The sequence below is a fragment of the Pseudomonas sp. UBA6323 genome (assembly GCF_002439135.1).
Lineage (GTDB): Bacteria > Pseudomonadota > Gammaproteobacteria > Pseudomonadales > Pseudomonadaceae > Aquipseudomonas.
Genome location: NZ_DJSX01000047.1, coordinates 29253 through 43597 on the forward strand (window position 1 = coordinate 29253; position 14345 = coordinate 43597).

12 protein-coding genes are annotated in these 14345 nt (G+C 63.6%); 5 read left to right on the forward strand and 7 right to left on the reverse strand.

From position 1 onward, the window contains the following. Positions 1-43: 43 nt before the first annotated feature. The gene (locus B3P22_RS10955) at positions 44-673 is read left to right on the forward strand and encodes an FKBP-type peptidyl-prolyl cis-trans isomerase (protein WP_275546961.1); all 630 of its coding nucleotides are present in this window, start codon (positions 44-46) and stop codon (positions 671-673) included. Positions 674-866: 193 nt separating this feature from the next. Here the strand turns inward: B3P22_RS10955 and B3P22_RS10960 are convergent, their stop codons facing one another. Further along, positions 867-1094 (reverse strand): hypothetical protein, encoded by a 228-nt coding sequence (locus B3P22_RS10960; protein ID WP_074675630.1) that lies wholly within the window; start codon positions 1092-1094, stop codon positions 867-869. 199 nt (positions 1095-1293) lie between these two features. Next, the gene (locus B3P22_RS10965) at positions 1294-2919 is read right to left on the reverse strand and encodes a methyl-accepting chemotaxis protein (protein WP_296271009.1); all 1626 of its coding nucleotides are present in this window, start codon (positions 2917-2919) and stop codon (positions 1294-1296) included. A 221-nt stretch (positions 2920-3140) separates the two neighbouring features. On the opposite strand from B3P22_RS10965, the gene B3P22_RS10970 reads away from it, so the two are divergent. Continuing rightward, complete coding sequence (locus B3P22_RS10970) at positions 3141-4295, forward strand: L-talarate/galactarate dehydratase (protein WP_296271010.1); 1155 nt, start codon at positions 3141-3143, stop codon at positions 4293-4295. Between the two features lie 3 nt (positions 4296-4298). Here the strand turns inward: B3P22_RS10970 and B3P22_RS10975 are convergent, their stop codons facing one another. The 5 genes from B3P22_RS10975 to B3P22_RS10995 form a co-directional block, all read right to left on the reverse strand. Next, positions 4299-5204: a LysR family transcriptional regulator gene (locus tag B3P22_RS10975; RefSeq protein ID WP_296271011.1), complete on the reverse strand. Its 906-nt coding sequence runs from the start codon at positions 5202-5204 to the stop codon at positions 4299-4301. Between the two features lie 170 nt (positions 5205-5374). Further along, entirely contained in the window at positions 5375-6895 is a 1521-nt protein-coding gene (locus B3P22_RS10980) for a tripartite tricarboxylate transporter permease (protein ID WP_197855029.1), read from the reverse strand. Between the two features lie 9 nt (positions 6896-6904). Next, complete coding sequence (locus tag B3P22_RS10985) at positions 6905-7417, reverse strand: tripartite tricarboxylate transporter TctB family protein (protein ID WP_296271012.1); 513 nt, start codon at positions 7415-7417, stop codon at positions 6905-6907. Between the two features lie 65 nt (positions 7418-7482). Continuing rightward, positions 7483-8460, reverse strand: a complete 978-nt coding sequence (locus tag B3P22_RS10990) for a tripartite tricarboxylate transporter substrate binding protein (protein ID WP_197855034.1) — start codon at positions 8458-8460, stop codon at positions 7483-7485. Positions 8461-8495: 35 nt separating this feature from the next. Further along, positions 8496-9890, reverse strand: a complete 1395-nt coding sequence (locus B3P22_RS10995; RefSeq protein ID WP_197855037.1) for an enolase C-terminal domain-like protein — start codon at positions 9888-9890, stop codon at positions 8496-8498. Positions 9891-10440: 550 nt separating this feature from the next. Here B3P22_RS10995 and kdgD point away from each other — a divergent pair. The 3 genes from kdgD to B3P22_RS11010 all read left to right on the forward strand — a co-directional run bounded on the left by kdgD (position 10441) and on the right by B3P22_RS11010 (position 14329). Further along, entirely contained in the window at positions 10441-11352 is a 912-nt protein-coding gene (gene kdgD / locus B3P22_RS11000) for a 5-dehydro-4-deoxyglucarate dehydratase (protein WP_296271013.1), read from the forward strand. Between the two features lie 113 nt (positions 11353-11465). Next, positions 11466-12815 (forward strand): glucarate dehydratase, encoded by a 1350-nt coding sequence (gene gudD / locus B3P22_RS11005; protein WP_275546952.1) that lies wholly within the window; start codon positions 11466-11468, stop codon positions 12813-12815. 173 nt (positions 12816-12988) lie between these two features. Next, positions 12989-14329, forward strand: coding sequence for an MFS transporter (locus tag B3P22_RS11010; RefSeq protein ID WP_296271014.1), 1341 nt, complete (start codon positions 12989-12991; stop codon positions 14327-14329). Positions 14330-14345 lie beyond the last annotated feature (16 nt).

Genomic DNA, 14345 nt, shown 5'->3' on the forward strand with positions numbered 1-14345 from the left:
CTAGGCTGGCCGACCTTTTTCACAGCCCCTAGCGGAGCCTTTAATGTCCGAATTCAACTTCAGCCCCGATCTGTCCTCCGATGAAGGTCGCGTCAGCTACGGCATCGGTCGTCAACTCGGTGGTCAGTTGCGCGACAACCCGCCGCCCGGCGTCGACCTGAACGCGATCCTCGCCGGTCTGACCGATGCCTTCACCGGGCAGGCCAGCCGCGTTTCCGAGGCTGAGCTGGGCGCGAGCTTTAAGGTCATCCGCGAGATCATGCAGGCCGAGGCCGCTGCCAAGGCCGAAGCCGCTGCCGGCGAAGGCCGTGCCTACCTGGCCGAGAATGCCAAGCGCGAAGGCATGACCGTACTGGCTTCGGGTCTGCAGTACGAAGTGCTGGTGGCCGGCGAGGGCGCCAAGCCGTCGGCCGAGGATCAGGTACGTGTGCACTACCACGGCACCCTGATCGACGGTAGCGTGTTCGACAGCTCCTACGAGCGCGGCCAGCCGGCTGAATTCCCGGTCGGCGGCGTGATTCCGGGCTGGGTCGAGGCGTTGCAACTGATGGCTACCGGCAGCAAATGGCGCCTGCACGTGCCGAGCGAACTGGCCTACGGCGCTCAGGGCGTTGGCAGCATCCCGCCGCACAGCGTGCTGGTGTTCGATGTCGAGCTGCTCGACATTCTGTGATCGGGGACGCAGGCTGTCGTGCTGGTGCGCATGGCGTACCCTAGCTGATCGCGTGAATGTCCAACGAAACGGGGCGCCCTGGTGACAGGGCGCCCCGTTGTCGTTTCAGCGTAGTGGTGCACCGCGAACCGCCTTATGCTCAGGGGCCGCAGGGCCTGCTGGTGGACGTAGTAGCGTGCGCCGTATGCAGGTCTCAGGGACGTAGGGCTCGCGCGTAACAGTAGAGGAACAGGCTGCGCACCAGCTCCTTGAGCACGATGGGTTCGCTGGAGCTGAGTTCATGAAGATCCAGGTCGCCCTGGTCGCGCAGTTCGTCCAGCGCTTCTTCTTCGAGCATGGCGCAGACTTCGCCGGTTTCGCGATTGAGGATGCGCAGGTAGGGATGCGGGCGGTCCAGCCAGGCATCGATCAGGTAGGTCATGGCAGGTCTCCTTGGCTGTCATTACGTAACTGAGAATAATTCCTATTACATAAATAGCAAGAACTAATTGCGACCTTTTGTCGTTTACGCGATCAGGTTTTGGCAATAAGGCGGGTGCCGGGAAGACAAGCGCGACGTCCGCAGCTGGCGTGTCTCCCGGCTCACGACCAGTGGGCGAGATTCCCGTTCGGCCCTGGCGTCAGGCACCCAAGCGGCGGGTCACCTCGCCCAGTTGCCCGGACATGTCATGCAGGTTGCGGCTGGCCATCTGTGTGCGCTCGACGTTGTCCTGGTTGGCGCTGGCGATGGCGGTCAGCTCGGTAAGGTTGCGCGAGATATCCTCGGCCACCGAGGTCTGTTCCTCGGCAGCCGTGGCGATCTGCTGGTTCATGTCGCGAATGGCCTCTACCGCCTCGGTGATGCGCTGCAGCATGGCGCCGGCTTCGGTGACCTGGGTGACACCCTGTTCGCTGCGCTGCTGGCCGCTCTCAATGGCGCGCACGGCATCCAGGGCGCCGTTTTGCACGGTGTCAATGATCTGGTTGATCTCGGCAGTGGATTCGGCCGTGCGTTGGGCAAGATGGCGCACCTCATCGGCGACCACGGCGAAACCGCGGCCCTGCTCGCCGGCCCGGGCCGCTTCGATGGCGGCATTGAGAGCGAGCAGGTTGGTCTGCTCAGCAATGCCGCGGATCACTTCCAGCACCTTGCCGATGCGCCCACTGTCGCTTTCCAGGCGACGGATCACTTCTGCCGTACTGGCAATCTCGCCGCGGATGTCGGTGATGGTGGCGATGGTCGATTGCATCACCGTGCTGCCCTGGCGCGCCGAGTCGTCGGCATCGTTGGCCGCGTGTGCGGCGTCGGCGGCATGGCGCGCCACCTCCTGAGCCGTGGCAGACATCTCGTGCATGGCGGTGGCGACCTGGTCGGTACGCTCGAACTGCTCGCTGACGCCTTCGGTCATGCGCGAGGCGATGGCGTTGAGTTCGCTGCTGGCGCTGTCGAGATTCTGCGTGCTCTGGTGCAGGCGCTCGGTGGTGCTGGCGAGAAAGTCGCGCAGGGTATTGGCGGCGCGTGCCAGCAGGCCCAGCTCGTCCTTGCGATTGCTCTCCACACGCTGGCCGAACTGGCCGTGGCTGAGCTGATCGACATGGCCGATCAGGTGGCGGATGGGAATGATCAGGTTGCGGTTGACCAGCCACAGGCTGAACAGTGCGATGACCAGCGCGGCGGAGAGCATGACTACGGTACCGCTGAAGATGGTGCGCGCGGCGCTGGCGTTGATCTGCTCGGCCTGGCTCAGGCTGTTCTGGCGCAGTTGTTCGACCAGGGCGGTCATCTGCTCGCTGGCCGCGCGGTCGATGCCCTGCACGGCGTCATCACCTGCCTTGGCGTCGGCGCCGGCAGCCACGAAGGCGTCGCGGCCCTTGCGGTAATTGGCACCGAGGGTCTGGTGTTCGCCGCGCAGGCGCTCGACCTGGGCCTTCAGTGCCGGATCGGCAGCGGTGACCTGGGTCAACTGGCCGAGAATGTCCTGCACCTTGCGCTCCTGCGCTTCGAACTGGCTCCAGTAGCGTTGCAGGTTGGCGCTGTCCTGACCGCGTAGCAGAACGTTCTTCCATTCCTGCACCTGTATCTTGAATTCAACGTTAGCCGCGTCGATCAGGCGAGAGGATTCTAGCGGTCCGTCGAGCAGGCTGCGGTAGGACTGAATGCCGCTGGACAGAAAGCTGAAGCAGACCAGCGCGGTGATCAGGATCAGCGACAGGCTGCCGCCGAGCAGGGCGAGAATCTGCGCGCGCAGGGATTTTTGCAGGAACATGATGGGATGCCTCGGAAGCCAGGCGTGGCGGAACAGGCTCAGCGTAGTAGGTGAATGTTGCAGATTTGTGAAATGTCTAGACGAGTTGTCGCGGGGCCGGATCAGTCAGGGAACAGCAGATGATTTCGATGCTTGAATGATTGCGCAATCATCTTAATCTGACTCGGGTTGTCCATTTTCGGCGGCCCAAAGGGTGCCGAGTTCATCACGAGGAAGTAGTCATGACCGATAACGCCACCCCACGCGCCGACGACGACCGCATTGCCTGGCTGAGCCTGCGTTCGGTAGCCCTGCCGCTGGCCAACCCGATTAGCGATGCCAAGGTGCTGACCGGCCGGCAAAAGCCGATGACCGAGATCGCCATTCTGATCGCCGAGATCGAGACCCGTGACGGCCACCGTGGCCTGGGTTTCAGTTATTCCAAGCGCGCCGGCGGCCCCGGTCAGTTCGCTCATGCTCTGGAAGTGGCGCCGAACCTGATCGGTGAGAACCCCAGCGATATCGCCAAGCTGTGGGACAAGCTGTGCTGGGCCGGCGCCTCGGTCGGCCGCAGCGGTCTGGCGACCCAGGCCATCGGCGCCTTCGACGTCGCCCTGTGGGACCTCAAGGCGCGTCGCTCCGGGCTGTCGCTGGCGCGCCTGCTCGGCAGTCACCGCGACTCCGTGCGCTGCTACAACACCTCCGGCGGCTTCCTGCATACGCCGCTCGACCAGTTGCTGAAGAACACCGATATCTCCCGTGAGAAGGGCATTGGCGGTATCAAGCTCAAGGTCGGCCAGCCTGATTGGGCGCTGGATATTCACCGCGTCAGCACGGTGCGTGAGCATCTGGGCGAGAGCTTCCCGCTGATGGTCGATGCCAATCAGCAATGGGATCGCCCGACCGCGCGGCGCATGTGCCGTCGCCTGGAGCCCTTCGACCTGATCTGGGTCGAGGAGCCGCTGGACTGCTACGACGCCGAGGGTCACGCCGAGCTGGTGCGTCTGTTCGATACGCCGATCGCCACCGGCGAGATGCTCACCAGCCCGGCGGAGCACTGGGAGTTCATCCGCCAGCGCGGCGCCGATTTCCTCATGCCCGATGCGCCGCGCGTTGGCGGCATCACCCCATATCTGCGCGTGCAGACCCTGGCCGAGCAGGCCGGCATGACCCTGGCACCGCATTTCGCCATGGAGCTGCACGTGCACCTGGCCGCTACGCATACGCGCGAGCCCTGGGTCGAGCATTTCGAATGGCTGGAGCCGCTGTTCAACGAGCGCCTGGAGATTCGCGACGGGCGCATGCTGGTGCCGACCCGGCCGGGCCTTGGTTTGAGTCTGAGCGAGCAGGTTGCCGGCTGGACGGTGCAGCAGGCGGAGGTTGGCAAGCGCGCCTGATCTTCAATTCGGCGGATAGATGTCGCGAGCCGCCTGGCGCACGGCATTAATCACCGCCGGCAAGGCGGGGTTGTCGTTGTCGTCGCGCCAGACCAGGTGCAGCTCGCCGCATACGCCTTTGGGTAGCGGCAGCTCGCGGAAACACACCTGCTCGAAGCGAATGGCGCTGGCGCTACGCGGCACCAGCGCCAGGCCCATGCCAGCGTTGACCAGCGACAGGATAGTCAGGGTCGACCCCAGCGCCTGAACGAACTCCGGCTGAATGCCGCTGGCGCGGAACAGGCCGGTGTGCAGTTCGTTGAAGGGCTGCCAGGCGGTATGTGCATAAAGAATGAAGGGCTGACCATGGAGCATCTCTAGGGTCGGCCGTTCGTGCTGCGCCAACGGGTGTTCGGCGGGCGTGGCCAGCACGAAGGGTTCGCGCAACAGGCATTCGCTGATCAGCCCCGGTTGCTGCAGGGGCGCCCGCACGATGGCCAGGTCCACGCGCCTGGCGCGCAGTGCCTGCACCTGTTCGAAGGTGCTAATTTCCAGCAGGGCGATATCCACGCCAGGGCGTTCACGCTTGGCGGTGGTGATCGCGCGCGGAAGCACGTCATACACCGCGCTGGCGACGAAGCTGATGTTCAGTGAACCGCTTTCGCCGATGGCGGCCAACCGGGCACTCTGTGCCGCGCGGTGGGCCTGATCGAGCAGGGCCTGGGCTTCGACGAAAAAGGCGCGGCCGGCCGCGGTCAGCGCAACAGAGCGGGTACTGCGGGTGAACAGTGTGACGCCCAACTGATGTTCGAGCAGCTGAATCTGCCGGCTCAGCGGCGGCTGTGTCATGTGCAGGCGCTCGGCGGCGCGGCGGAAGTTAAGCTCGGCGGCCAGGGTGGTGAAGCAGCGCAGCTGCGCCAGGTCGAACATTGATTCATTCCGGGTATCAATCAAGTGGATGATTAGATTAGACCTGGATCAATGCAAGCGTCCATCATCTGCCACGAGTTGTTGTAGATGGCGTGCCAGAGGGTTGGGCACGGAAAGAGGCGGGAGAGGAAAAAGAGCCGCCCCCTGAGCAGAGGGGGCGGTGGAGTGGATCAGGTACGCAGGATCTCGTTGATCGCGCTAGGTTTGGGACGTAGCGCGCTGAACACCTGCCAGAGTACGAACAGCAGGGCCAGGCCAAGGAAGGAGCCGGCGATGGGGTTGGTGAAGAAGTCGGCGAAGCTGTTGTCCGACAGCATCAGGCCGCGACGCAGGTTGGTCTCCGCCATCGGCCCGAGGATGAAGCCGATGATGAAAGGTGCCGCGGGCATACCGGCCTTGACGAAGGCGTAGCCGAGCAGACCGAACAGCAGGATCGACCAGACGTCGAACAGGCGGCTGGACAGACCGAAGGCACCCACTACGCACAGCACCAGGATGATCGGCAGCAGGATGTGCTTGGGCACGTCGAGCAGCTTGATGAACAGGCGCAGGCCGTAGAACTCCATGAACAGCATCATGCAGGTGGCGACGATCAGCGCGGCGAAGATGGTGTAAACCAGCGGACCCTGGCTGATGAACAGCAGCGGGCCGGGCTGGATGCCGTGGATCAGGAAGCCGCCAAGCATGATCGCGGTGACGGTGTCGCCGGGGATGCCAAGGGTCATCAGCGGCATCATGGCGCCACCGATGCCGGCGTTGTTGGCCGTCTCGCTGGCCACCACGCCGCCAATGTTGCCTTTGCCATAGGTGTGCCCGTCTTTCGCGCGCTTCTTGGCGATGATGTAGGAAACCAGATTCGAGGTGCCCGCGCCGATGCCCGGCAGGATGCCGATGCCCAGGCCGATGATCCCCGAGCGACCGGCGTTCGGCAGTTGCTCGCGGAACTCCTTGAGCGAGAAGCCGAAGCCCTTGATGTTCTTCATGCTCACCGACCTGGCCTTGCCCTGCACGGCATGCCGACCGGTCTCGGCGAGCTTGATGATCTCGGCCACGGCGAACATGCCGATCATCACCGTGAGCATCGAAAAGCCGCCGTTGAGCTCGCTGACACCGAAGGTGAAGCGGCGAATGGCCTCGACCGGGGCGATGCCCACGGTGGATACGGCGATACCTAGTGCACCGGCGAACAGGCCCTTGACCATGGAGCCGGCCGACAGGGTGGCGATCAGGGTCAGCGAGAAAACGGCGATTGCGAAGTATTCATGCGGGCCGAAGCTCAAGGCCACCTTGGCCAGCTGCGGAGCGATGAACATCAGCGCGACGATGCTGAAGATGGTGCCGAGGAAGGAGAACACGATACCGACCCCCAGCGCCTTGACGCCGTGACCCTGCTCCATCAGCGGGCCACCATCGAACACCGTGGCGATCGATGACGGCGTTCCCGGAATCTTCAACAGGATCGCCGAGATCAGACCTCCGGACGTGGCGCCGATGAACAGCGCGACCAGCAGCGACAGACCGGCCTGCGGGCCCATGGTGAAAGTCAGGGGCAGGCACAGGGCAACGGCCATCGTGGCCGAGAGGCCGGGCACGGCGCCGAAGACGATGCCCATGGCCACGCCAATGGCCATCAGCATCAGGATGTTCAGTGAGAATACGGCACCGAAGCCTTGCTGCAGTAATTCGAGCATGGTCGATCCTCAGATGAAGTTGTTCAGCAGGCCAGCGGGCAGCAACAGGTCGAAGGCCTCGCGGAACAGCAGGAAGATGAGCGCAGAGCAGATGACGGCGATCAGCAGATGGGTGAGGTGTTTGGCTTTCTGGTTTACCGGGGTCAGCACGAGGAACTGCAGATACAGGTAAACCACGGTCATGATCGGGAAACCCACTGGGCCGAGCAGGGCCATGTAGCCGAGGATCAGACCAAGGGTCTTGAAAACGGTCTTGGGTTCTACGACGTCGGCAGCCGGCTCTTCGGCTTCCGCCGCAGGCTGCACCGCAGTGGTGGGTTCAGCCGCAGCCTTGGGTTTGGCGAAGGCGCTGAACAGTTGCATCACGCCCAGCAGCGACAACAGGCCGGCCAGCAGCTTGGGAACGGTGGCCGCATCGACACCTTCATGCCCGGGCAGCTGTTGCGCCAGTACCAGGTAGGTAAGGCTGGCAGCGAGCATGGCAATGCCGATGATCAGTTCTTTCTTATTCAGGGTGTTCATTGCATACCTCGATGTTCTGAGGTGCAGCGCCGGCCGAATCGATCGGGCCGGCGCTGCGTTGTGGCTTACTTGGCCTTGCGCAGCTCATCCTTGAACTGCATGAAGTCGTCGCGGGTCTTGGCCAGAATCTGCTTGGCTTCTTCGGTGGCGAAGAACGCGACCGGCTGCTTGAACTTCTTCAGGTCCTCGGCATAGGCCGGCTTCTCGGTGATCTGCTGCATGATGTCGGACATCTTCTTGACGATCGCCGGGTCGGTGCCTTTCGGGAAGGCAACCACGTAAGGCTTGTCCAGGGTGATGTCCAGGCCTTGTTCCTTGAGGGTCGGTACATCAGGGATCAGCGGGTTGCGTTCGTCGTTTGGCTGACCCAGAGCGACCATCTGGCCGCCGTTGACATAGTCCTGTACCGAGCCGTAGCTGATGGCGCCCAGATCGACGCGGCCGCCGAGCATGGCGACAACGCGGTCGGATACGGTGCCGGCATCGACCATCTTCAGTTTGGCGCCGCTGAGTTTTTCCAGCTGCAGGCCCTGCACGTGGGAGAAGTTACCCATCTCGGTGCCGTAGGTGAGGCTGCCCGGGTTGGCCTTGGACTTGTCGACCAGGTCTTTCATGCTGGTCACGCCAGACTGCTTGGAGGCCACGAACACGGCGCTCTTGTCGACACCGGCGATGCAGGAGACATCGAAGGCTTCGTAGCTGTCTTCGGTCAGACCGGCCACTTCGTTGACGATCAGCTGGCCCGGGTGGGTGAAGAGGATGGTGTTGCCATCCGCTGCAGCGCCCTTGACCTGTTCGGCCGCCAGGGTGCCACCGCCGCCAGCGACGTTGGTCACGACCATGGTCTTGCCGGTGATCTCGTTGAAGTACTTGGCCATCATGCGGGCGTTGAAGTCGGTGTCGCCACCGGGGTTGGCGATCACCACCACCTGAATCGGGCGAGTCGGCCAGTTGACCTCATCGGCGAAGGTGGCGGCATGGGTGACCAGGGCACCAACACCGACCAGGGCAGAAAGGAGGGAGGCGCGGAATGTTTTTTTCATTGGAATACTCCGGGTTGGGATAAAAGCCGCGCGAGTCAGTCGCGGCCGAGGCTGGGACGTTTCGGGTCATACTGCCAACCCGGAACCAGGTACTGCATGGCCATGGCGTCGTCACGCGCGCCGCTGGCCACCTTCTTGTAAAGCTCGTGGGCGGCCATGATCCGCTCCATGTCCGGCTCGATACCAAGGCCGGGCTTGTCCGATACCTGCACCTGACCACCGATGATCTGCAGCGGTTCGCGGGTCAGGCGTTCTTCGCCTTCCTGCCAGATCCAGTGCGTGTCGATGGCCGTGACGCGGCCCGGTACGGCTGCGGCGGCATGGGTGAACATGGCCAGGGAAATGTCGAAGTGGTTGTTCGAATGCGAACCCCAGGTCAGGCCGAACTCCTCGCAGACCTGACCGAGGCGTACGGCGCCCTGCATGGTCCAGAAGTGAGGGTCGGCCAGCGGAATGTCGACGGCCTCCAGGCGCAGCGAGTGGCCCATCTGACGCCAATCGGTGGCGACCATGTTGGTGGCGGTGGGGATGCCGGTGGCGCGCTTGAATTCGGCCATCACTTCGCGCCCCGAGTAGCCGTTTTCCGGTCCGCAGGGGTCCTCGGCATAAGCCAGGACGTGGCCCTGGCCCTTGCACAGGGCAATGGCTTCGTCCAGCGACCAGGCACCGTTTGGATCGAGCGTGACGCGGGCATCGGGGAAGCTTGCCTTGATCGCGCGGATCGCGTCCATCTCTTCGGCGCCACGCATCACGCCGCCCTTGAGCTTGAAGTCGTTGAAGCCGTAGCGCGCATGCGCGGCCTCGGCCAGGCGGGCGATGGCCGCCGGCGTCAGCGCGGCCTGATGGCGCAGGTGATACCAGTCGTCCGCCGAGCCTGTGCCGGCGAGATAGGGCAGGTCGGTGCGCTGGCGTTCACCTATATAGAAGAGGTAGGCGAGCATCGGCACGCTGTCGCGCTGCTGGCCGCTGCCAAGCAGTTCGGCAACCGGAACGTCCAGATGCTGACCCAGCAGATCGAGCAGGGCGGCTTCGACAGCAGTGATCACGTTGTCCAGGCGCAGGTTGATCTCATGCGGTTGCTTGAGTACGCGCGCCTCGGATTCCGAGGTGACCTGATGCTGGGTGGTCTGTGGGCCCTTGGCCGGACCGGCGATGGCCTGGCGCAGACGATTGAGCACATGGTTGTAACGGCCGACCGATTGCCCGATCACCAGTTCGCGGCAGCGCTCCAGCGCCTGGCGGATGCCTTCGCCACCGGGGACCTCACCACAACCGATGCGCCCGGCATTGTCCTTGAGCAGTACCAGGTTGCGGGTGAAATAGGGGCCGTGGGCGCCACACAGGTTGAGAAGCATGCTGTCATGGCCTGCTACCGGAATGACCTGCATTTCGATGATCTGGGGTGTGCTACTGCGGGAGGCTTCGTACATCTTGGCTGGGGCTCCGAACGTGGCGCGGCCCTTGGCCGCAATGGCGAAGGTACGGTTCAGTCGTGCACCGGGATCAGCAAAAGATCCTCGTTGCAGCAAATGAGAGCTTGGGCAAAGACGGCAACGAGGCCTGCGCGGGGCGCGCTGGTCGTGCGGCTGCTGGCATCGCTGCGAGGAGCAGCGCGATGGCAGGGCGGAGCGGCAGTGAAGGTCTGTGACATGACCTGGGCCTCGTTTGTTTTTATTGGAATGTCATAGGTTGTCGTATGACTTGGTGAAATTAGTACCAGCCTGAAGTTGGCGTGTCAACGCTACCCATGGCGAATGATGATTGCGCTGGCATCTGTTCTGAGAGCATCATCCAGGCTGCTCTATGCTGAGCTTCGCCGCTTGCGGGCCGGTTCTGCGGGCAGCTATGGCGCACGGGCAAAAATCTTCGACGAACGGACGATACGAAAACTGGTGTTTTTTTTGTTGTTGTACGATAACGTATCTCTACAGCTTCGGCTGACGTAATCCCTCACAACTCGCTTTCCAGGGTGTTCGCATAATGAATCCACAAGAACTTAAGTCCATCCTTTCTTCCGGTCTGCTGTCTTTCCCGGTAACCGACTTCGATGCTGCCGGTGATTTCAACAAGGCCAGCTACGTGCGCCGCCTCGAGTGGCTGGCCCCTTACGGTGCCTCCGCTCTGTTCGCTGCCGGTGGCACTGGCGAGTTCTTCTCCCTGGCGCCGGACGAATACAGCGCCGTGATCAAGACTGCCGTAGATACCTGCGAGAAGTCCGTACCTATCCTGGCCGGCGTTGGCGGCCCGACCCGCGTTGCCATCCAGATGGCGCAGGAAGCCGAGCGCCTGGGCGCCAAAGGCCTGCTGCTGCTGCCGCACTACCTGACCGAAGCCTCGCAGGACGGCGTTGCCGCTCACGTCGAGCAGGTGTGCAAGTCGGTGAACATCGGCGTGGTGGTCTACAACCGTAACGTCTGCCGTCTGAACGCCAACCTGCTGGAGCAAGTGGCCGAGCGTTGCCCGAACCTGATCGGCTACAAGGACGGCCTGGGTGACATCGAGCTGATGGTGTCGATCCGTCGTCGCCTGGGCGAGCGCCTGACCTACCTCGGCGGCCTGCCGACCGCTGAAGTCTACGCCGCTGCCTACAAGGCGCTGGGCGTACCGGTTTACTCCTCGGCAGTGTTCAACTTCATCCCGAAAACCGCCATGGACTTCTACCGCGCCATCGCAGCCGAAGATCACGCCACCGTTGGCAAGCTGATCGACGATTTCTTCCTGCCGTACCTGGACATCCGTAACCGCAAGGCCGGCTATGCCGTGAGCATCGTCAAGGCCGGCGCCAAGATCGTTGGCTACGATGCTGGTCCGGTACGCGCGCCGCTGACCGACCTGCTGCCGGACGAGTACGAAGCGCTGGCCAAGCTGATCGAAGCGCAAGGCGCGCAGTAATGCCGCAGGTGGCCGCTCGCTCGGCGAGCGGCCACCCGTTTGCGCTCCGCAGGCCGGGCGCGATGGCATTGAGCAATTGTCAAACCCTCATAAGAACAACAGGGGCACGCTAAATGACTTCACAGATTCCTGCCGCTGTCGGCACTCCGCTGATTACCGAGCTGCAAGTCGTACCGGTCGCCGGTCAGGACAGCATGCTGCTCAATCTGAGCGGTGCCCACGGCCCTTACTTCACCCGTAACATCCTCATTCTCAAGGACAGCGCCGGCCATGTCGGTGTCGGCGAAGTCCCCGGCGGCGAGGGCATCCGCAAGACCCTCGAAGACGCCCGCTCGATTCTCGTCGGCCAGCCGGTCGGCAACTACAACGCACTGCTGAACCAGGTGCGTCGCGCTTTCGCCGATCGTGATTCCGGCGGCCGCGGTCTGCAGACCTTCGACCTGCGTATCACCATCCATGCCGTCACCGCACTGGAGTCGGCGCTGCTCGACCTGCTCGGCCAGCACCTCGGCGTGCCGGTCGCCGCACTGCTTGGTGAAGGCCAGCAGCGCGATGCGGTGGAAATGCTCGGCTACCTGTTCTTCATCGCCGACAAGGACAAGACCGACCTCGGTTACCGCGATGAGCGCGATGCCGATGACGCCTGGGAGCGCGTGCGCAACCAGACTGCGCTGACCCCTGAAGCCATCGTGCGCCAGGCCGAGGCTGCGCATGCGCGCTACGGCTTCAACGACTTCAAGCTCAAGGGCGGCGTGCTGCATGGCGAGGCTGAAGTCGAGGCGATTCGCGCTTTGGCCGCGCGCTTCCCCGACGCCCGTGTGACCCTCGACCCCAATGGCGGCTGGTCGCTGGATCAGGCCATCGCCCTGTGCCGCGACCTGCATGGCGTACTGGCCTATGCCGAAGACCCGTGCGGTGCCGAGAACGGCTACAGCGGCCGCGAGGTCATGGCCGAGTTCCGCCGCGCCACCGGCCTGCCGACCGCGACCAATATGATCGCCACCGACTGGCGCCAGATGGGCCACACCATCTCCCTGCAATCGGTGGACATCCCGCTGGCCGACCCGCACTTCTGGACGATGGCCGGTTCCGTGCGCGTGGCGCAGATGTGCAACGACTGGGGCCTGACCTGGGGCTCGCACTCCAACAACCACTTCGACATTTCCCTGGCCATGTTCACCCACGTCGCCGCCGCCGCGCCGGGTCGCGTCACCGCCATCGACACCCACTGGATCTGGCAGGACGGCCAGTACCTGACGCGCAACCCGCTGCGCATCGAGGGTGGCCTGGTACAGGTGCCGAAGACGCCAGGCCTCGGTGTCGAGCTGGACTGGGACGCGCTGGCCAAGGCGCACGAGCTGTACCAGACCAAGGGCCTGGGGGCGCGTGACGACGCGGTGGCCATGCAGTACCTGATTCCGGGTTGGACCTTCAATAACAAGAAGCCCTGCATGGTGCGTTGAGCCTGGTGCGGTCCCGTGATCCTGTAGGGTGGGCCGGGCGGCGTTCCGCTTCAGCCCACCGTGACTACAATCGGTGGGCTAAAGCCCACCCTACGGATTGATGACCTTGGCTGACGCGGAACGCCGGCCCACCTTACAGGCTGAACTTTCCTTCTGTCTCACGAGCCTTGCCGATGCCAGATGCCAAACCGGGTCGGGTGCGCTACAGCATTCTGCTGATGCTGTTTCTCGTCACCACCATCACCTTCGCCGATCGCTCCAGCCTGTCGGTCGCCGGTTCGGCGATGCAGGCCGGCCTGGGCATCGACGCGGTGACGCTCGGCTACATCTTCTCGGCGTTCGGCTGGGCCTACGTGATCGGGCAAATTCCCGGTGGCTGGCTGTTCGACCGCTTCGGCACCAAGCCGGTGTACACCCTGGCGTTGTTCATCTGGTCGGCACTGACGCTGCTGCAGGGCTTTGTCGGCTGGTTGCCGACGACCTGGGCAGTGACCTCGATGTTCCTGCTGCGGTTGCTGGTGGGCTTTGCCAGTGCGCCGTGCTTTCCGGGCAATGCGCGCATCATTGCCTCCTGGTTTCCCACCGCCGAGCGCGCCACGGCCACGGCCATCTCCAGCTCGGCGCAATATGCCGCCACGGCGGTGTTCGCGCCGCTGATGGGTTGGGTGGTGCAGGCGATGGGCTGGCAGTCGGTGTTCATCGTGCTCGGTTGCCTGGGCCTGGCGTTGTCGTTGCTGTGGCTGAAGCAACTGCATGGCCCGCGTCAGCACCCTCGGATCGAGGCGGCTGAACTGGAGCACCTGGAGCGAGGCGGGGCGCTGATCGACCTCGAAGGCCAGCGCGGCAATGCTGGCGGCTCGCAGTGGCGGCACCTGGGGCTGTTGCTCAGACAGCGCACGATGATTGGCATCTACTTCGGTCAGTACTGCAACAACGCCATTACCTACTTCTTTCTTACCTGGTTTCCGGTCTACCTGGTGCAGGCGCGCGGCATGAGCATTCTCGGTGCCGGTTTCGCCGCCGCCTTGCCGGCCATCAGCGGTTGCGTCGGTGGCGTGCTGGGTGGATTGTTGTCCGACGGCATGCTGCGCCGTGGCCATTCGCTGACCCTGGCGCGCAAGCTGCCGATGGTGCTTGGCCTGCTGCTGTCGAGCAGCATGGTGCTGTGCATCTTCGCAGGCAGCGACGCCGCGGTGGTGGCGCTGATGGCCCTTGCCTTCTTCGGTAAGGGGCTCGGCTCGCTGGGCTGGACGCTGGTGGCCGATACCTCGCCGCGGCAGATTCTTGGCCTGTCCGGCGGGCTGTTCAATACCTTCGGCAACCTGGCGGCGATCACGACACCTATCGTCATCGGCTACCTGGTAAGCCGTACCGGATCATTCGATTGGGCGTTGGCCTATGTTGGCCTCAATGCCCTGCTGGCGGTCGTGAGCTTTGGCCTGATCGTCGGCCGTATTCACAGGGTCGAGTTGGAAGATGGTGCCTCTGGTTCCACATCCGGCTCGGTATCCTGAGCGCACACAGGAGCAA